This is a genomic window from Polynucleobacter sp. JS-JIR-5-A7 (assembly GCF_018687935.1).
GTDB lineage: Bacteria > Pseudomonadota > Gammaproteobacteria > Burkholderiales > Burkholderiaceae > Polynucleobacter.
Genome location: NZ_CP061308.1, coordinates 1,789,819 through 1,808,873 on the forward strand (window position 1 = coordinate 1,789,819; position 19,055 = coordinate 1,808,873).

21 protein-coding genes are annotated in these 19,055 nt (G+C 46.5%); 10 read left to right on the forward strand and 11 right to left on the reverse strand.

Annotation, left to right across the window (positions count from 1 at the left end; all coding sequences use genetic code 11):
* Positions 1-28 precede the first annotated feature (28 nt).
* Positions 29-970 (reverse strand): 4-hydroxy-3-methylbut-2-enyl diphosphate reductase, encoded by a 942-nt coding sequence (gene ispH / locus AOC29_RS09335; protein WP_215295722.1) that lies wholly within the window; start codon positions 968-970, stop codon positions 29-31.
* A 3-nt stretch (positions 971-973) separates the two neighbouring features.
* A complete protein-coding gene (locus AOC29_RS09340; protein ID WP_215295723.1) occupies positions 974-1,420 on the reverse strand; it encodes a peptidylprolyl isomerase in 447 nt (148 codons plus the stop codon).
* Between the two features lie 30 nt (positions 1,421-1,450).
* Between AOC29_RS09340 and radC the strand changes: the two genes are divergently transcribed.
* From radC to rpmG, 3 genes are all read left to right on the forward strand, one after another.
* On the forward strand, positions 1,451-2,146 hold the full coding sequence (gene radC, locus AOC29_RS09345; RefSeq protein ID WP_215295724.1) for a DNA repair protein RadC: 696 nt from the start codon (positions 1,451-1,453) through the stop codon (positions 2,144-2,146).
* 155 nt (positions 2,147-2,301) lie between these two features.
* Complete coding sequence (gene rpmB, locus AOC29_RS09350; protein WP_088526345.1) at positions 2,302-2,535, forward strand: 50S ribosomal protein L28; 234 nt, start codon at positions 2,302-2,304, stop codon at positions 2,533-2,535.
* Positions 2,536-2,546: 11 nt separating this feature from the next.
* A complete protein-coding gene (gene rpmG, locus AOC29_RS09355; protein ID WP_015421876.1) occupies positions 2,547-2,714 on the forward strand; it encodes a 50S ribosomal protein L33 in 168 nt (55 codons plus the stop codon).
* Between the two features lie 92 nt (positions 2,715-2,806).
* Here the strand turns inward: rpmG and AOC29_RS09360 are convergent, their stop codons facing one another.
* From AOC29_RS09360 to purN, 3 genes are read right to left on the reverse strand one after another with little or no spacing between them, the layout of a single operon-like run.
* Positions 2,807-4,006, reverse strand: a complete 1,200-nt coding sequence (locus AOC29_RS09360) for an acyl-CoA desaturase (protein ID WP_215295725.1) — start codon at positions 4,004-4,006, stop codon at positions 2,807-2,809.
* Positions 4,007-4,048: 42 nt separating this feature from the next.
* Positions 4,049-5,593, reverse strand: a complete 1,545-nt coding sequence (locus tag AOC29_RS09365; RefSeq protein WP_215295726.1) for an RsmB/NOP family class I SAM-dependent RNA methyltransferase — start codon at positions 5,591-5,593, stop codon at positions 4,049-4,051.
* Positions 5,590-6,219: a phosphoribosylglycinamide formyltransferase gene (gene purN / locus AOC29_RS09370; RefSeq protein WP_215295727.1), complete on the reverse strand. Its 630-nt coding sequence runs from the start codon at positions 6,217-6,219 to the stop codon at positions 5,590-5,592. The genes AOC29_RS09365 and purN overlap by 4 nt, the downstream gene beginning before the upstream one ends.
* A gap of 39 nt (positions 6,220-6,258) precedes the next feature.
* Here purN and AOC29_RS09375 point away from each other — a divergent pair, with 39 nt between their 5' ends.
* From AOC29_RS09375 to dut, 5 genes are read left to right on the forward strand one after another with little or no spacing between them, the layout of a single operon-like run.
* Positions 6,259-7,209 (forward strand): bifunctional riboflavin kinase/FAD synthetase, encoded by a 951-nt coding sequence (locus AOC29_RS09375; RefSeq protein WP_215295728.1) that lies wholly within the window; start codon positions 6,259-6,261, stop codon positions 7,207-7,209.
* Positions 7,184-10,063: an isoleucine--tRNA ligase gene (gene ileS / locus AOC29_RS09380; RefSeq protein WP_371819558.1), complete on the forward strand. Its 2,880-nt coding sequence runs from the start codon at positions 7,184-7,186 to the stop codon at positions 10,061-10,063. Before AOC29_RS09375 ends, ileS begins: the two co-directional genes overlap by 26 nt.
* Positions 10,064-10,088: 25 nt before the next feature.
* Complete coding sequence (gene lspA / locus AOC29_RS09385; RefSeq protein WP_251369987.1) at positions 10,089-10,565, forward strand: signal peptidase II; 477 nt, start codon at positions 10,089-10,091, stop codon at positions 10,563-10,565.
* 9 nt (positions 10,566-10,574) lie between these two features.
* Positions 10,575-11,786: a bifunctional phosphopantothenoylcysteine decarboxylase/phosphopantothenate--cysteine ligase CoaBC gene (gene coaBC / locus AOC29_RS09390; RefSeq protein WP_215295731.1), complete on the forward strand. Its 1,212-nt coding sequence runs from the start codon at positions 10,575-10,577 to the stop codon at positions 11,784-11,786.
* Positions 11,787-11,827: 41 nt separating this feature from the next.
* Complete coding sequence (gene dut, locus AOC29_RS09395; RefSeq protein ID WP_215295732.1) at positions 11,828-12,277, forward strand: dUTP diphosphatase; 450 nt, start codon at positions 11,828-11,830, stop codon at positions 12,275-12,277.
* A 74-nt stretch (positions 12,278-12,351) separates the two neighbouring features.
* Here dut and AOC29_RS09400 read toward each other — a convergent pair whose 3' ends face one another.
* From AOC29_RS09400 to clpS, 3 genes are read right to left on the reverse strand one after another with little or no spacing between them, the layout of a single operon-like run.
* Positions 12,352-12,585, reverse strand: a complete 234-nt coding sequence (locus AOC29_RS09400; protein ID WP_215295733.1) for a hypothetical protein — start codon at positions 12,583-12,585, stop codon at positions 12,352-12,354.
* Between the two features lie 33 nt (positions 12,586-12,618).
* On the reverse strand, positions 12,619-14,925 hold the full coding sequence (gene clpA / locus AOC29_RS09405; protein ID WP_215295734.1) for an ATP-dependent Clp protease ATP-binding subunit ClpA: 2,307 nt from the start codon (positions 14,923-14,925) through the stop codon (positions 12,619-12,621).
* The gene (gene clpS, locus AOC29_RS09410) at positions 14,922-15,278 is read right to left on the reverse strand and encodes an ATP-dependent Clp protease adapter ClpS (RefSeq protein WP_215295735.1); all 357 of its coding nucleotides are present in this window, start codon (positions 15,276-15,278) and stop codon (positions 14,922-14,924) included. Before clpS ends, clpA begins: the two co-directional genes overlap by 4 nt.
* Before the next feature lie 274 nt (positions 15,279-15,552).
* Here clpS and AOC29_RS09415 point away from each other — a divergent pair, with 274 nt between their 5' ends.
* Positions 15,553-15,756 (forward strand): cold-shock protein, encoded by a 204-nt coding sequence (locus AOC29_RS09415; protein WP_011903586.1) that lies wholly within the window; start codon positions 15,553-15,555, stop codon positions 15,754-15,756.
* 84 nt (positions 15,757-15,840) lie between these two features.
* Positions 15,841-16,293: a DUF192 domain-containing protein gene (locus tag AOC29_RS09420; RefSeq protein ID WP_215295736.1), complete on the forward strand. Its 453-nt coding sequence runs from the start codon at positions 15,841-15,843 to the stop codon at positions 16,291-16,293.
* A gap of 73 nt (positions 16,294-16,366) precedes the next feature.
* Here AOC29_RS09420 and AOC29_RS09425 read toward each other — a convergent pair whose 3' ends face one another.
* From AOC29_RS09425 to argF, 3 genes are all read right to left on the reverse strand, one after another.
* Complete coding sequence (locus AOC29_RS09425) at positions 16,367-16,672, reverse strand: pyrimidine/purine nucleoside phosphorylase (protein ID WP_215295737.1); 306 nt, start codon at positions 16,670-16,672, stop codon at positions 16,367-16,369.
* Between the two features lie 42 nt (positions 16,673-16,714).
* Positions 16,715-17,947, reverse strand: a complete 1,233-nt coding sequence (locus AOC29_RS09430) for an argininosuccinate synthase (RefSeq protein ID WP_215295738.1) — start codon at positions 17,945-17,947, stop codon at positions 16,715-16,717.
* 68 nt (positions 17,948-18,015) lie between these two features.
* Positions 18,016-18,963 carry an ornithine carbamoyltransferase gene (gene argF / locus AOC29_RS09435; protein ID WP_215297492.1) on the reverse strand — a complete coding sequence of 316 codons (948 nt, stop codon included), beginning with the start codon at positions 18,961-18,963 and terminating at the stop codon, positions 18,016-18,018.
* Positions 18,964-19,055: the final 92 nt, after the last annotated feature.

The window sequence follows — 19,055 nt, forward strand, 5'->3', positions numbered from 1 at the left end:
TACAGCTCCTTGGTTATAAATCAATACTTCAATCGACTAAATTTTTTGGCAGGGAGAATGTGACATCCTCAACTACCCCAGAGAGAGCCCTTACGCTGCGCGGCCCAAATTCTTGAATGCGCGCAACGATCGCTTGCGCCAAACTCTCTGGAGCAGATGCTCCAGCAGTCAATCCCACGCGCTTCTTGCCAGCAAACCATTCTGGTTTCAATTGATCAGGTGCATCGACCATGTAAGACGGTACACCCAATTTTTCTGACAATTCACGCAAGCGATTGGAGTTCGAGCTAGACGCACTCCCCACCACAATGACTACCTCCACTTGCGGTGCCATAAATTTCACTGCATCTTGACGATTCTGAGTGGCATAACAAATATCTTGCTTACGCGGTTGAACAATATCAGGGAATTTTTGAGTGAGTGCCGCAACAATTTCTTTAGTCTCATCTACTGACAAAGTCGTTTGCGTGACAAAAGCCAGTTTTTTATCGCTTGTAAAAGACAAATTGGCAACATCGGTCGAATTTTCAATCAAGAACACGCCTTCTTTCACTTGTCCCATCGTGCCCTCCACTTCAGGGTGGCCAGCGTGACCGATCATCAAGACCGTGTAGCCTTCTTTACACAACTTAATCACTTCGAGATGCACTTTGGTTACCAGTGGGCAAGTAGCGTCATACACCTGCAAGCCACGTTCCTCAGCATCTTTTCGCACCTCCTGAGAAACGCCATGGGCACTAAACACCACAATGCCACCCTTGGGCACCTCGTGCAACTCTTCGACAAATACGGCGCCCTTACTGCGCAATTCATTCACGACATGGGCGTTATGCACAATTTCGTGACGAACGTAAATAGGTGTACCAAAGCGTTTAAGTGCTTCATTCACAATATTGATTGCACGATCAACGCCCGCACAAAAACCGCGGGGTTGCGCCATCAAGATCTCTGCGTTATCAGTTGTATTCATATATTAGAGAATAGCCACAATTTGTGCTTCAAAGGTAACCTCTCTTCCAGCCAGAGGATGATTGAAATCAAACCAGGCGCCCTGCTCATCAATAGACTGCAAAACACCCGCATATTGAGCTCCACCCGGCGCATTAAATTCAATTACATCACCGGGATTAAATTCAGCATCGTCATCACGACCTTCTTTGAGCGCCTGCAAAGTAACCCATTGCACCAAATCTTTTTTACGCTCACCAAAACTTTCATCGGGCGATAACAAAGCGCTTTTTTTATCGCCAACACTTAACCCTAGCAACACTTTTTCAAAGCAAGGTGCAAATTGTCCAGAGCCCATCAGAACCGTCGCAGGACGATCAACAAAAGTATTGATGTAATCCTCCCCGTTGGGCAGAGTAAGCCGGTAGTTGAGAGTCAAATAGGAGTTGGGCAAAACGTTAAGCTTGGTCATAAGGTAATTGTATCTAGCCCTGCGTCGGCTATGGATTCTCCCATCCCAAATTGGCCCAAAAATGAGCAACCTCGAGAAAAGCTTCGTCTGTATGGCGCCCGCTGCCTCACAGATGCTGAATTACTCGCCATTTTTTTGCGGGTCGGCGTCAAGGGGAAAAGCGCTGTCACCTTAGCCAATGATGTATTGCGCTACTTTGGCAGCCTTCCTCGCCTCTTGGCCAGCACCCCCGAAGAATTGACCCGCATCCACGGCATGGGGATCTCAAAATGGTCTCAAATACAGGCTGCCTATGAACTCGTAAAGCGCAGCCTTGAGGATAGTCTGGCTCAAGGCTCGATTTTTTCATCACCAGGTCACGTTAAGGAGTTTTTACAGGCCAAAATTGGCGGTCTACCCCATGAGGTCTTTTTATGCCTTTATTTAGACTCAAACCTACATCTCATAGAGTGCCAAGAGCTTTTTAGAGGCTCTATTACCCAGACCGCCGTCTATCCCCGAGAAATCCTCAAAGAGGCGCTAGCCAGAAATGCAAGCGCCATGATCGTGGCCCATAACCATCCCAGCGGCAACCCGCTCCCCAGTTCAGCAGACCAAGAACTCACCAAGACCCTGACTAAGGCCCTCCAGTTGGTAGATATTCCGCTTTTAGACCACTGCATTGTCAGTAATAGCGGTTTTTTCTCTTTTTCAGAATCAGGCCTTATGAATATTAAGAAAAATTGATAGTAATTGCTAACTTACAATAATGAGCCAGAGATTTTTGCAGGCCTTATGCACCCTATGAGATTCAAACCCCAAAGCAAAAGCCAATAAGGACTAGCCCAAAATAGGCTTAGGCTGATACAATCTTCTTTTTTCGCAATTAATGGAGTTATGTCATGGCAAAAGTTTGCCAAGTCACTGGGAAGAAGCCGATGGTTGGCAACAATGTATCCCATGCAAACAATAAAACGAAGCGTCGCTTTTTGCCGAATTTGCAAAACCGTCGTTTCTGGGTTGAATCTGAAAACCGTTGGATTAGCTTGCGCTTAACCAATGCTGGCTTGCGCGTTATCGACAAAAACGGCATCGATGCTGTTTTGACTGATCTTCGTGCACGTGGCGAAATTTAAGGAGCACGCAAATGGCTAAAGGCGGCAGAGAAAAAATCAAGTTAGAGTCATCAGCAGGTACTGGTCACTTCTATACAACTTCAAAAAACAAGCGTACTAAGCCTGAAAAAATGGAGATCATGAAGTTTGATCCAACCATTCGCAAGCATGTTGCTTACAAAGAAACTAAGCTGAAGTAACTCATCCTTACTTCATGCAAATAAAAAACCCGCTTAGTTGCGGGTTTTTTATTGCCTCAATCTTTGCGCTCTTTTAGATCGCTACTACCTGCCTAAGCATAACGACGCAATCGCAAAGAGAACTCACGCAAGCTTGTTAGACCGCTATCTTCAGCGCGTTGACACCAAGTATGCAACTGTGAAAGTAATTGCTCTCTGGTGGCGCTAGAACGACCCCAGATTGCCTGTAGATCACGACGCATCTCAATCATCTTACGCAGCTGTGCATTGCTCGCCATCAGCTCCTCTAGCTTAGCCTTCTCATCCTCGCTCAAGCGAGACTCATCCTTGGATAGCCAAGTACGGGCGTCGCTTAAATGTAAGGCAAGAACTTGCATGTGTTGCACTTCATTACTAAAGAAGTTGCGTAATGTTTTGCTATAGCGCGCCATGATTTCATAGCGATTAGCAATGATGGCCTCTAAGGTGTTTTGATCGGCAGGACGCAAATCACTCAAGACGGGTTTAGGTGGCGTTTTCTTTACTGTCGCCAAACCAACTGCACTCATCATCTGAATATAGAGCCAACCAATATCAAACTCGTACCATTTATTGGAAAGCTTAGCACTCGTTGCAAAGGTATGGTGATTGTTATGCAGTTCTTCACCACCAATCAAAATGCCCCATGGGAAAATATTGGTTGAAGCATCTTCGCAATCGAAGTTGCGATAGCCCCAGTAGTGGCCAATACCATTAATCACACCAGCCGCTGTAATTGGGATCCACAGCATTTGCACCGCCCAGACGGTTAATCCAATACCGCCAAACAAGAACACATCAATGATCAACATGATGGCAACGCCCTGCCAAGAAAACTTGGAATAGATATTGCGCTCGAGCCAATCATCGGGAGTGCCGTGGCCAAACTTCTCCATCGTCTCTGGATTCTTGGCTTCATTTTTATAAAGCTCAGCACCACGTGAGAGGACAGTGTTAATGCCTAAAATTTGCGGGCTATGGGGATCATCTACGGTTTCACATTTCGCATGGTGCTTACGGTGAATCGAGGCCCACTCCTTAGTCACCATGCCGGTGGTCAACCAAAGCCAAAAGCGGAAGAAATGGGAAACTATCGGATGCAGATCCAAAGCCCGGTGCGCTTGGCAGCGATGCAAGAAGATGGTGACTGCAGCAATAGTGACATGGGTAACAGCCAAGGTAAACAAGGCAATCTGCCACCAAGACCAATCTAAAGATCCATTGGCAAGCCAATTGAGGAATAAATCAAAACCTGAACTTGAAACTGTATTCAAAAGAGAGTCCTATTTAAGTATTAGCTCTTATTTTAGATCTTTTTAGGTCTTTTTGGGCTTATCTTTCGTTATCTCTGGGGTTTTTGGCTTTTCTGCTTTTTCCAGCTTACTACCTTTTTTCTGGAAAACAGCACCAAAAAAGCCGTCTGTGCCATGAATATGCGGCCACAACTGCCACCAAGGATTATCTGACGAGCACCCTAAAGGAAATTTATCCTTTGGAAACAATGGCTTAAGTGCTTCAGCCGCTGGAACCACCTCAAATTCTGGGTGTTTCACCAAGAAATCTTCTGCAATGGCTTGATTTTCTTGGGGCAAAAGACTGCAAGTGGCATAAACCAGGCGACCACCCGGCTTTAATAAGCGAGCTGCTGAACCCAAAATATTCATTTGCTTCTGATTGAGCTCTAGAACACCTTCTGGAGTTTGACGCCACTTCAAGTCAGGATTCCGGCGCAATGTACCCATTCCACTACAAGGGGCATCTACCAAGACTCGATCAATCTTTCCAGCCAAGCGTTTGATCTTGGCATCGTTCTCGCTATCGATCCATACAGGATGCACGTTTGAAAGGCCACTACGGGCTTGTCTTGGTTTTAAATTTGCCAAACGACGCTCAGATGTATCAAAAGCATAAAGGCGTCCTGTAGAACGCATCAAGGCACCAATCGCTAAAGTCTTACCGCCAGCACCAGCGCAAAAATCAACCACCATCTCACCACGCTTGGGTGCAAGTAAATATGCCAAAAGCTGACTACCTTCATCTTGTACCTCAAACATACCCGCCTTAAAGCCAGCAGTATTTTGTAATGCCGGCTTGCCCATGATGCGCACACCATCGGGTGCATATGGCGTTGGGATCGCTTGGTAGCGACCGCCCAAGGCATTCATCTGCACGAGCAATTCTTCCCGATTCATCTTCATGGTGTTCGCACGCAAATCTAGGAGTGCAGGATGCATCAATGATTTTGCAAGTTCTTCACGGGTTGCTTCACCAGGATATTTTCCAAAAGCATCCCATAACCACTCAGGTAAATTGTTGCGTACCAAAGGATTTAATGCAGCAGGATCAACCATTGGAAATCGTTGCAACCATTCATATTCACCAGGCTTGAGAACATGCGCCAAATCGGCGATAGCACTCTCGGCACGGTTCGCGGAACCCAAACCACCCTCAGACAAAGCGGACAGCAAACCCAATAGGGCTAAGCGTCTAGCCTGTGAGCCTTCACCACTGACAGCAAATTGAGAGAACTCATTTTTACGACGCAAAATAGCAAAGGCACTCTCTGCAATTAAGGCGCGATCACGATTACCGAGCTGTGGTTCTGCGCGAAAATAGCGACTCACTACACGATCTGCTGGCTGCTCAAAACTGAGTAACTCAGGAAGTAGACGCTCCAAGTGAATGGCATGCTGAGGTAATGCTTTTGCATTCGAAAAATTCTTCTGACCTTCGGGCGCAATGAGATTGCCACTCGCATTACGTCGTTCAGGACGGCGCAAGGGATCTTTAGATTTAGCAGCGTAACTTTTTTGTGAGCTTAGGCGGGTGCCGGATTTACGGGGTGGACGTTCTGCGCTCATAATTTAAAAAATTGCGATTCTGGGGGTTGTAACTTCACTTGATTACCTTCTATTCGCAATCGTCCATCAAGGAACCATTTTACGGCCCGCGGGTAAATTTGATGCTCAGCAGTTAAAACACGAGCCGCCAAAGTCTCTGCATCATCCCCACCCAGGACTGGAACAGAGGCCTGGCAAATAATAGGTCCTTCATCAACACCCTCATTTACAAAGTGAACTGTGGCGCCATGCTCTTTAACGCCGGCCTCTAAAGCCCGCTCATGGGTGTGCAATCCTGGGAATGCTGGCAGGAGCGCTGGGTGAATATTGATTAATCGACCATCGAAATGACGAATAAAACCTGGCGTCAGAATCCTCATAAAACCGGCTAGAACCACCAAATCAGCCCCTAAGTCATCAATTTTCTGGGTGAGGGCAGCATCAAAGGATTCGCGACTTGCATGCTCTTTGTGCTCCAGGACATGGGCTGGAATACCCTGCGCGCGAGCAAAATCAAGGCCCTTGGCCCCAGAGCGATTGGCGATGACCCCTGCAAACTTGACTGGCCACTGCTCTTTTTGAGCTGTTTTGACGATCGCCTCGAAATTGGATCCGCGGCCTGAGATTAAGGTAACGATAGAAAGCATGCCCACAATATAATTGATGGCTACCCTGAAAGCGATTTTGTGAACGTATTCCGCGGCCCGACCCAGTTTTCTGCAGGACCTGCTTGTGCCTTAAGCATCGGTAATTTCGATGGCGTGCACAGGGGTCATCGCGCCCTGCTCAAGCAGTTAGTTGATGGCGCCCATGAAAGAGGTTTGGTGAGTTGCGTCATGACCTTTGAGCCGCACCCCAAAGAATTCTTCTCTCCGGAGCAAGCACCACCCCGCATTCTGAATCTACGGGACAAACTAGCCGCCTTAGCCGAACTTGGTATTGACCGTGTCGTGGTCGAACATTTCAATGCTGCTTTTGCTCGCCTCACACCCGATGAGTTTGTTTCAGAAATCATTGTGAAACGTCTCAACGCCAAATGGATTTTAATTGGCGATGATTTTTGCTATGGCGCAAAACGTGCCGGGAATTTTGCAAGCCTCCAAACAGCAGGTGAAAAATATGGCTTCAAGGTATCGAGTATTCAAACTATCTTAGAAGATGGCGAGCGCATCTCCAGCTCAGCCTTGCGTACTGCCCTTGCTCATGGCGATATGACTCTAGCTGAAAAATTATTAGGTCGTCCTTATGGAATTTCCGGACATGTCATACATGGACAGCAACTCGGACGCAAACTCGGATTCCCTACCTTGAACTTAGCAGTTGCCAATCACTTACACCATCGCAAGCCAGCAACTACCGGGATCTTCACTGCACAGGTATTGGGACTTAGTGATAAACCCCTACCAGCAGTGGCTAGTTTAGGAGTAAGGCCTACCGTTGAAGATGAAGGTCGTGTTCTGCTTGAAACACACATCTTTGACTACCAAGAAGATGTCTACGGAAAAATTATTACCGTTGAGCTCTTAGAAAAAATTCGTGATGAGGCCAAGTACGATGACCTCGACACCTTAACAAATGCGATTGCAGCGGATGCACAGCACGCCAGAAATTATTTCCAGAAAAAAGCTTATGTCTGAAAAAGAAAATTCCTATCCAGTCAATTTACTAGATACCTCCTTCCCAATGCGAGGGGATCTGGCTAAGCGTGAACCGCAATGGGTTGCTCAGTGGCAAAAAAATAAGCTCTACGAAAAGATTCGTGCAGCTCATGCTAATCAACCTCAGTTCATCTTGCATGATGGTCCTCCGTATGCAAACGGCGATATTCACATTGGTCACGCAGTAAACAAGATTCTGAAAGACATGATTGTGAAGTCGCGCTGGCTCATGGGTTATGACTCTGCCTATGTACCTGGATGGGATTGTCATGGCATGCCAATTGAAATTCAGATTGAAAAACAATTTGGCAAGAACTTGCCAACTGCAGAGGTGCAAGCTAAAGCACGTGCCTACGCCCAAGTACAAGTAGATAAGCAGAAGATAGACTTTGAGCGCCTTGGCGTTTTGGGTGACTGGAACAATCCCTATCTCACAATGAACTACCGCAATGAGGCTGATGAAATTCGTGCACTAGGTAAGATCTGGGAAAAAGGATACGTCTTTCGTGGTCTCAAACCAGTGAACTGGTGTTTTGATTGTGGCTCTGCACTCGCTGAGGCCGAAGTGGAATACCAAGATAAAACTGATCCAACGGTTGATGTTGGCTTTGCGTTTGATGATGCACAGCGACCACAGCTCGCAAAAGCATTTGGTCTTCCTGAGTTACCTAATAAGCCTGGCCAGATTGTCATCTGGACAACAACGCCTTGGACTATTCCTGCAAACCAAGCAATGAATGTTCATCCAGAGGTGACTTATGCACTAGTAGATGTTGGCGATAAGTTATTGATCCTGGCAAAAGATCTTGTTGACACATGCTTACAGGACTATGGTCTTGAGGGCAAAGTGATTGCTACCTGCCTAGGCGCGCAACTAGCGAATATTTCTTTCTGGCATCCGCTAGCCCCATTACACGAGGGATATAAGCGCCTCTCTCCAATCTATCCCGCTGAATACGTCACGCTCGATACTGGCACAGGCATTGTTCACTCTGCGCCTGCTTACGGCGAAGAAGACTTTAAGTCTTGCAAAGCAAATAAGCTAGCCGATAAAGATATTCTGAATCCTGTGATGGGCAATGGTGTCTATGCCTCTTGGTTGCCACTCTTTGCAAACGAATATATTTGGAAAGCCAATCCCAAAATTGTGGAAGCAATGCGTGAAGCGGGCAGTTTGTTGCGCGACAAAACGTATACCCACTCTTACATGCATTGCTGGCGTCATAAGTCGCCGATTATTTATCGCGCTACTTCACAATGGTTTGCAAGCATGGACAAGAAGCCATCTGATGGCAAAGCTAGCTTGCGTGAGACTGCCTTAGCTGGCATTGATAGTACCGAGTTTTTTCCGGCTTGGGGTAAACAGCGCCTCCATAGCATGATTGCCAATCGCCCTGATTGGACCTTGTCACGCCAACGCCAGTGGGGTGTACCCATGGCCTTCTTTGTTCATAAGGAAACGGGTGATCCACATCCTCGCACTGTTGAGCTACTGGAAGAAGTTGCTAAGCGTGTTGAAAAAGGTGGCATTGAAGCTTGGCAGCAACTGGAAGTTTCTGAGTTGCTTGGTGAAGAAGCATCACAATACGAAAAGAATCGTGACACCTTAGATGTTTGGTTTGATTCAGGGACAACACACTGGCATGTGATTCGCGGATCACATCGCAATGAATTACTAACTACCGATGCTGAGACACCGAACGGTCGATTAGCCGACTTATACCTCGAGGGCTCAGACCAACACCGCGGCTGGTTCCATTCCTCCTTACTCACCGGCGCCATGCTCGATGGCAAGCCACCCTATAAAGCACTACTCACTCATGGCTTTACTGTTGATGGTCAAGGCCGCAAGATGAGTAAGTCCGTAGGCAATGTCATCGCACCACAACAAGTGGCTGACAAACTCGGCGCTGAAATCATTCGCCTCTGGGTTGCCTCAACCGACTACTCCGGTGAAATGACTATCTCTGATGAGATTCTGAAGCGCGTGACTGAAAGTTATCGCCGCATTCGCAATACCTTGCGTTTCTTGCTCGCCAATCTTTCTGATTTTGATCCTAGCAAGCACACAATGCCTGCTGAACAATGGCTTGAGATCGATCGTTACGCAGTGGCACTTGCTAATCAATTACAAGGCGATATCGAAGCCCATTACAAGGCTTATGAGTTTCATCCAGCTGTGACTCGCATGCTCACTTTTTGCTCAGAAGATTTAGGCGGCTTCTACTTAGACATCCTCAAAGATCGTCTCTATACCAGTGCGCCAAACTCACCTGATCGCAGAGCCGCCCAGAATGCGCTCTTTCACATCACTCGCAATCTCTTGAAGTGGTTATCGCCATTCCTCTCCTTCACCGCTGAAGAAGCATGGCAATCATTCCCGCATGGCTCAGGTAGTAAACCGTCTGAATCCATCTTTATGGAAGGGTTCGGCGCATTACCAGAAGTCTCTCATGCCGATGAATTGCTGGCCAAATGGAATCGCATTCGTGAAATCCGCTCTGAAGTGACCAAAGCCATTGAGTTAGAACGTGAGGCCGGTAATGTTGGCTCATCCCTACAAGCTGAGCTGACCATTAAATTAGGTGATGTTGACTTTGCTATCTTGCATTCACTTGAGGATAACTTGCGTTTCGTAACCATCACCTCAAGCGCTAAGATTGAACTCAGCAATGATGGTCTCGAGGTCCTAGTACGCGGTAGTCAATATAAAAAATGTGGTCGTTGCTGGCATCACACTAAAGACGTAGGTGCCAATGCTGATCATCCAGAGCTCTGTGGTCGCTGTATCAGCAATCTCTTTGGCGCCGGTGACCACCGCTTGTTTGCCTAAGTACCAGCAATTGATGAGCCTACCAATGCTTCGCTATCTTGCTATTGCAACGATGATTCTGCTCTTAGACCAGTTGAGTAAGTGGGCTGCGTTAAGCAATTTGCAAATGGGTGTGCCTGAACCCGTCCTTCCTTTTCTGAATTGGCTACTGCTTTTTAATCCAGGCGCGGCGTTTTCATTCTTGGCACAGGGATCAGGTTGGCAGCGTTGGTTCTTTACTATTCTTGGTCTCATAGCCAGTATCTACATCATTTACTTATTACGTAAAAGCCTTGGCGAGAAACTACTGTGCCTGGCACTCAGCCTGATTCTGGGTGGTGCGCTAGGCAATGTTTTAGACCGAATCATGTATGGTGCCGTAGTTGACTTCATCGATTTGCACTACGCCAACTGGCATTGGCCAGCCTTTAATATTGCCGATAGCGCAATCTGTATTGGGGCAGGCCTCATCATCTGGAGCGAATTGCGCAAGTCATTTGGCAAATCCCCTCAATCCCATTAAGCTGGCGCCATGCAATCACTTTTAAATAAGAAAATCGTTCTCGGCATCTCCGGCGGCATTGCTGCCTATAAGACACCAGAGCTCGCTCGCCTGTTAATACAAGAGGGCGCTTCTGTACAGGTAGTGATGACCGAGGCTGCACAACAATTTGTGACATCTGTCACCATGCAAGCGCTCACAGGCAATCCAGTCTTCACCAGCCAATGGGATAACAGCATTAGTAACAATATGGCTCATATCGAGTTATCACGCTCAGCTGACATCATCCTGATTGCGCCAACGAGTGCAGACCTTATGGCCAAACTTTCCCTTGGCTTGGCAGATGATTTGCTCAGCACGCTTTGCTTAGCAAGAGATTGCCCGTTGCTAATTGCCCCTGCGATGAACAAACAGATGTGGGAGCACGCAGCCACTCAGAGGAGTGCTGACCGCCTCCACCATGATGGGGTAACTCTTCTCGGCCCCGCGAGTGGCTTTCAGGCTTGCGGAGAAGTGGGCATGGGCAGAATGCTTGAGCCTGCAGAAATTTCTGAGCAAGTCATTGCTTTCTTTCAAAAGAAATCACTTGTAGGTAAAAAAGTATTGATTACTGCTGGCCCCACCTTTGAAGCGATTGATCCAGTCCGCGGCATTACCAATCACAGCTCCGGAAAGATGGGCTTTGCCATTGCTAGAGCCGCTTTGGAGGCTGGTGCCCAAGTACGTCTGATTGCAGGCCCCTGCGATCTTCCTACGCCATTAGAGGCGACTGGAAAGATTATCCGGACTAATGTCGTGAGCGCTAAAGAAATGCACGCTGCAACATTGGCAGCCACTGATTGCGATGTGTTCTTTGCGGTAGCGGCAGTAGCAGACTGGGGCATTGCAAAGCCTGCCAAAGAAAAAATAAAGCGCCAAGGTGATGGTGCTCCAAACATGGAATTTGTAGCCAATCCAGATATTCTTTTAGATGTTGCCAAGACAGTCAAAACCAAAAACGGCAAACCTTCCCCTTATTGCGTTGGCTTTGCTGCCGAATCCACCGATCTCGAAAAGCATGCGGACGAGAAACTGAAGCGCAAAGGTATTCCAATGATTGTTGGCAACATTGGTCCAGATACCTTTGGAAGCGACTTCAATCAGTTACTCGTTATGGATGCTAGTGGTAGTAAAAAAATAGCGAAGGCTGAAAAACTTCACCTTGCTCGCCAACTCATTCAACTAGTAGCCAAGAAAATTTAACAGCATTCTCTTTACTTACATTCCCTGCTTTAGGAAATTTCATGCAATCTTTACAAGTCAAAATTCTCGATGAACGGATGCGGTCTCAACTACCTACTTATGGCACCCCTGGTAGCGCTGGACTAGATCTACGTGCCTGTATCGATGAAACGATGGAGATTGCTCCGGGCCAAACTATTTTAGTGCCTACCGGTTTAGCCATTTATGTAGAAGATCCACGCTATGCGGCTTTTATTCTTCCTCGCTCAGGCCTTGGTCATAAGCATGGCATCGTCTTGGGTAACTTAGTTGGCCTCATTGATTCTGACTACCAAGGTCAATTGATGGTGAGCACCTGGAATCGTGGATCTACTCCATTTAAGCTTGAGCCAATGGAGCGCCTTGCACAACTCGTAGTGATGCCAGTGCAACAAGTTGAACTCAAAGTCGTCGAGGGGTTCACTGAAAGTAGCCGTGGTGCAGGTGGCTTTGGTAGCACCGGTCGCAGCTAATTCATCTACCAATACGAATGAACAAAAAAGCCACCCGAGGGTGGCTTTTTTCCTTCTATAAATCCTACTACTTATTACTTGCGAATATGCGCTTTACGTGCAGCATCTTGTGACATACCGGCACCCGCACCTTCGCGAGATTCTTTTTCTGCAGTAATTTCCTTGCGACGCTCTTTGCAAGAACCAGCAATCTCTTGCAAAGCCTTGCGAGCACGAGCAGCAGACGCTTTAATGCCTTTGCCTTGGAACTTCTCATTCTCCGCTTTGTAAGTTTCAAAGGATTCTAGCAATTTATCGTGATGAGACATATTTTCCTTTTTGAGTAGTGCGTCTGTGATTGATTACATTTCTTCTGCAGGTGCTACGTCCACCTTGGCGGCTTTGCCAGGCAACTTAGGAGCCTCAAAGTTCAACTGCACTTTGCCATCAGCATCAATATCCACATCGACATGACCGCCTTGCGCCAGCTTACCAAAGAGTAGTTCGTCTGCCAAAGCCTTGCGAACCGTGTCTTGAATGATGCGCTGCATTGGGCGAGCGCCCATTAAGGGATCAAAACCATGTTTTGCAAGATGCGCGCGTAGTGCCGCACTGAAAGTAGCGTCAACCTTCTTCTCATGCAATTGCTCTTCTAACTGCATTAAGAACTTATCAACTACGCGCATGATGATGGTCTCATCCAGTGCCTTGAAGGAAACAATGGCATCCAAGCGATTGCGGAACTCAGGCGTAAAGAACTTCTTAATGTCGGCCATCTCATCGCCAGACTCACGTGCGTTAGTAAAGCCAATGGTCGACTTCTGCATGGCTTCAGCACCGGCATTGGTAGTCATGATGATGATCACATTGCGGAAATCAGTCTTGCGACCGTTGTTATCCGTCAAAGTACCGTGATCCATCACTTGCAAGAGAATATTGAAAATATCAGGATGGGCTTTTTCAATTTCATCGAGCAAGAGGACGCAATGAGGCTTTTTATTCACCGCTTCTGTAAGTAAACCACCTTGATCAAAGCCCACATAACCTGGAGGCGCACCAATTAAGCGGCTCACTGCATGACGCTCCATGTACTCAGACATATCAAAGCGCAAGAGCTCAATACCCAAAATGTAAGCAAGTTGTTTTGCAACCTCGGTCTTGCCGACGCCAGTGGGACCCGAGAATAAGAAAGATCCAATGGGACGATCGATCTTACCAAGCCCAGCGCGAGTCATCTTGATCGCACTCGCTAACGCTTCGATAGCAGGATCTTGACCAAAGACTACGCTCTTGATATCACGATCCAAGGTCTGCAACTTACTACGATCGTCAACGGTGACAGATTGAGGCGGTATGCGCGCAATCTTAGCCACAATCTCTTCAATCTCAGGACGACCAATGGTTTTCTTCTGCTTAGACTTTGGCAAGATACGTTGTGCAGCCCCCGCTTCATCAATCACGTCAATTGCTTTATCTGGTAAATGACGGTCATTGATATAACGAGCAGAAAGTTCTGCTGCTGCCACCAAGGCACCAGCAGCATATTTGACGCTGTGGTGCTCTTCGAAGCGAGATTTCAGGCCACGGAGAATTTGTACTGTTTGATCAACTGTTGGCTCAACCACATCGACCTTCTGGAAGCGACGCGATAAAGCAGCATCCTTTTCAAAGATGCCGCGGTATTCAGTAAAGGTGGTTGCACCAATACATTTGAGTTGGCCATTAGATAAAGCGGGCTTCAAGAGATTGCTTGCATCCAATGTTCCGCCTGATGCAGCACCGGCACCAATCAAGGTGTGAATCTCATCAATAAATAAGACACCATGTGCATGGTCTTTTAATGACTTGAGCACACTCTTCAGGCGTTGCTCAAAATCACCACGATATTTAGTGCCTGCTAACAAAGCGCCCATATCTAAGGAATACACTGTTGCGTTAGCCAAGATTTCAGGCACATCGCCTTTAACAATTCTCCAAGCCAAACCTTCAGCAATCGCAGTCTTACCAACACCGGCCTCGCCGACCAATAGCGGGTTGTTCTTGCGACGACGGCAAAGGACTTGAATCACTCGCTCCACTTCACTCTCACGGCCGATCAATGGGTCGATCTTGCCTTGGCGAGCGAGGGCATTGAGATTTTGGGTGTATTGATCTAATGGACTCTCTTTGCCTGAAGAAGCAGCTTCTTCGGTTTCTTGCGTGTTGTCAGCAGGTTTAACGTGCTCAGCTTGATCTTTACGCACACCATGACTAATGAAGTTCACCACATCTAAACGGGTGACCCCTTGCTGTTGCAAGAAATACACTGCATGAGAATCTTTTTCACCAAAAATCGCCACCAAAACATTGGCACCAGTAACTTCTTTTTTGCCATTGGATGTTGATTGAACGTGCATGATCGCCCGCTGAATCACTCTCTGAAATCCTAAGGTTGGTTGTGTATCCACTTCATCATTGCCTGGAACCACAGGGGTGTTGTCATTGATAAAGTTTTTGAGTTGAGCACGTAGCTCTGCAATATTAACGGCGCAAGCCTTTAATACCTCGACGGCAGTAGCGTTATCGAGCAAGGCGGCGAGCAAATGTTCTACGGTAATGAACTCATGTCTTGATGCCCGCGCGTCAACAAACGCCATATGCAAGCTTACTTCTAGTTCTTGGGCAATCATACTTCCTCCATAGTGCACTGTAGTGGGTGACCCGCTTCACGGGATAATTCAATAACTTGATGCACCTTCGTGGCAGCAACGTCACGGGTAAATATTCCGCAAACACCTTTGCCAACCAAATGAACCTGCAACATGATGCGCGTTGCTGTTTCGTGGTCCTTATTAAAATACTCCTGAATTACCATCACCACAAATTCCATTGGCGTGTAATCATCATTCAGCAATAAAACTTTATACATCGAAGGTGCCTTAACTTGCTCGACCTGTTTTTCGAGAAGAAGGGTGTCCTCAACATAAGGATTGGCAGGGACGCCAGTAGTGGGATTTTTAGGTGTGCGGCTCATGAGAAACATTCTAAACAGATATCTAAACTTGATTTAACCAGGGTCTTGTTGCGAAAACCCCTCAAAAACCCTTGTTTAACCCATATTGGGGCAATTTTCGATAAAAAAAGGGGTAATTACTGAGAGTGAAGTACATATAACTCCTTGACACCCCTACAAAAAGGGCAAACAATCGGGGGGTAGGCTTCAAAAGAGGTTCTATTTAGGCGTGTTGTGGATTGAGACTGATTAAAAAGTATTTACCCTCATCACGGTTGTTTTAAGTTTATGTAATGGAGTTCGCATGGCGACCGGAATTGTTAAGTGGTTCAATGATGCAAAAGGTTTTGGCTTTATCAAACCTGATGATGGTGAAGAAGAGTTGTTCGCGCATTTCAGCGCAATTACTATGCCTGGGTTTAAAACCCTTAAGGAAAACCAAAAGGTAACGTTTGACATTACCCAAGGTCCTAAAGGCAAGCAAGCTACCAATATCCAAGCGGCTTAATAGTCCTTAGATCATTATGGAAAACCCAGGATTCGTTCCTGGGTTTTTTTTCGCCTACAAATTGACTCACCTAAAATTCTCAACATGGATACAAATAACAAACTAGTTCACACGCTTTTCTCTATTGCGTTTCTCATTTGCCCCGCCCTCGCGTTAGCGCAGGTCAATGTTGGGCTACCGAGTATTGAACTCAAAACGGGAATCTATCGCATCCAAGCAGAGCTAGCTGATACGCCCAAGGCGAGAGAAGTGGGTCTTATGAATCGCACTAGCATGCCCACGAATTCAGGAATGCTGTTTATCTTTGAACAAAAAGCAGGTCATTGCTTTTGGATGAATAACACTAAGATTCCACTCTCGATTGCATTCATTGCTGACGATGGCAAGATTGTGAATATTGAAGAGATGCAAGCAGAGACCACCAACAATCATTGTCCCAAAGTAGCAATTCGTTACGCCCTGGAGATGAATAAGCAATGGTTCTCAGAAAGAGTGATTGCGCCTGGCAGCGTGATTAGTGGATTACCTAAGAAATAACTAATCAACACAGAGCAGCAAGGAAATAAAAAACGCAGACCTAGGTCTGCGTTTCCTTTAGGTGTGAATGCGTTTACTCAAAATGGCAAACATAGTGCACTGGCTGTTCAGCACGAATGATGAAATAACCACCCTTTTCTACTTCCCAGCTTTGGCCAGCCTTAAATTCTTGCTCTGGAGCGCCGTTGATGCTGACAAAAGCATTGCCATCAACTACTTCCATGATTTCTTTGGTGCTCAGGTCAAAACGCAAAGTACTGGGTAGCACCACCCCAACCGACTTACGCACACCATTTGGCAAAGTCACTGTGTGGGAAACGCATTTACCGTCAAAATATACATTGGCTTTTTTGCCGACTGAAACTTGGTCAAATTGCATCTGAGTTCTTTCTATTTTCTTCGGTTCTCAATATTTTTCTAATTACTTCTTGGCGCGCTTACGCTTTGCTATTTCGGCAATACGCATACGCAATGCATTGAGCTTGATGAAGCCACCAGCATCCGCTTGGTTGTATGCACCACCATCATCATCAAAGGTTGCAATATTTTGATCAAACAAGGTATTGGCTGAATCACGAGAAATCACCAATACAGAACCTTTGTAGAGCTTTAAGCGCACAACGCCATTGACCATCTGTTGTGTATGATCAATTAAGGTTTGCAAAGCAAGACGCTCCGGAGACCACCATAAGCCGTTATAGATCAAGCTTGCATAGCGTGGCATCAAATCATCTTTCAAATGGGCCACTTCGCGATCAAGGGTAATACTCTCAATGCCGCGGTGCGCCTTCAGAAGAATGGTGCCACCAGGAGTTTCATAGCAACCACGGCTCTTCATGCCAACAAAACGGTTTTCAACTAAATCGAGGCGACCAATGCCATGCATGCCACCAATACGATTGAGCTCAGCTAATAATTCATGTGGCTTGTAGGATTTGCCATCAATCGCAACTGGGTCGCCCGCTTTAAATTCGATTTCAATAATTTGCGGCGCATCGGGAGCTTTTTCTGGAGAAACTGTCCAACGCCACATAGACTCTTCAGCCTCGGCATTTGGATTTTCTAAATGACGGCCTTCATAGCTAATGTGCAATAAATTAGCATCCATAGAGTAAGGAGAGCCGCCTTGCTTATGTTTCATTTCAACTGGAATCCCATGCTTTTCTGCGTAAGCCATCAACTTCTCGCGTGATAGCAGATCCCATTCGCGCCAAGGGGCAATTACTTTGATTCCCGGCTCAAGTGCGTAGTAGCCTAATTCGAAGCGAACTTGGTCGTTACCTTTACCAGTGGCGCCATGAGATACAGAATCAGCGCCAGTTAAACGGGCGATTTCAATTTGACGCTTTGCAATTAATGGGCGGGCAATGGATGTACCCAAAAGATATTCACCTTCGTAAATCGTATTGGCGCGGAACATGGGGAACACAAAATCACGCACAAACTCTTCACGCAAGTCATCAATGAAAATATTTTCAGGCTTGATACCAAACTGTAACGCCTTGGCACGCGCCGGTTCTAATTCTTCACCCTGACCCAAGTCAGCGGTGAAGGTAACGATCTCACAACCATAGGTATCTTGAAGCCACTTCAAGATCACACTAGTATCGAGTCCACCAGAATAGGCTAGTACAGCTTTTTTAATATCAGACATGATTTCTTATTCAATCAAAATTAATTAAAAACAAGTTGCTTAATATTTTATTGCTTACGTTTTATTACTTAATCCAAAGGACCGCAGAGCAAATACTCCATTAACGCTTTTTGAACATGCAAACGATTTTCTGCCTCTTCCCACACAATGCTTTGCGGACCGTCGATCACGCCCGCAGAAACTTCTTCACCACGGTGCGCTGGCAAGCAATGCATGAATAAAGCGTCTGGCTTTGCGACTGCCATTAACTCCTCATCTACCATCCAATCCTGGAAAGCATTCATACGTAAATTGTTTTCAGCCTCATAGCCCATGCTAGTCCATACATCGGTAGTCACCAAGTCAGTACCTTTACAAGCATCTTTTGGATCAACATAAACACTTAAATGTTTTGCGGCGTTCTTTGTTAAACGTGTTGGGTCTAATTGATACCCCTCAGGTGCAGAGAAGTGCAACTGAAAATCTAAGCACTCCGCCGCCTGAATCCAGGTGTAGGCCATATTGTTGGCATCACCAACCCAAGCTACGGTTTTTCCTTGAATCGGTCCACGGGCTTCAACAAAGGTGAAGATGTCTGCCAAAACTTGGCATGGATGATATTCATTGGTTAAACCATTAATTACTGGTACACGAGAGTTTGTAGCAAAACGCTCAATGATCTCCTGACCAAAGGTGCGGATCATGATGATGTCGGTCATCCGTGAAATCACCTGTGCAGCGTCCTCTACAGGCTCGCCACGACCTAACTGAGTATCTCGGGTGTTCAGGTATACAGCGTGGCCACCAAGCTGATGGATGCCCGCTTCAAAGGAGAGGCGTGTACGCGTGGAATGCTTTTCAAAAATCATGGCTAAAGTGCGATCATGCAAAGGGTGCCAAGTCTCATAACTTTTGAACTTGGACTTTAACCATGCTGATCTTTTGAGCAGGTAGTCATACTCCTCACGAGTGAGGTCAGAAAACTGCAGATAGTGCCTTACCTGACCAGGCACTTGAGGCTTTGCCAGAGATGTCATAGTTGAGCTTTCTACTAAAGTTTTGGCTTGCATTTTTTTCTTAAAACATTCAACTGCACGAAAATAGAACATAAAGCCATCTTACGGTCACC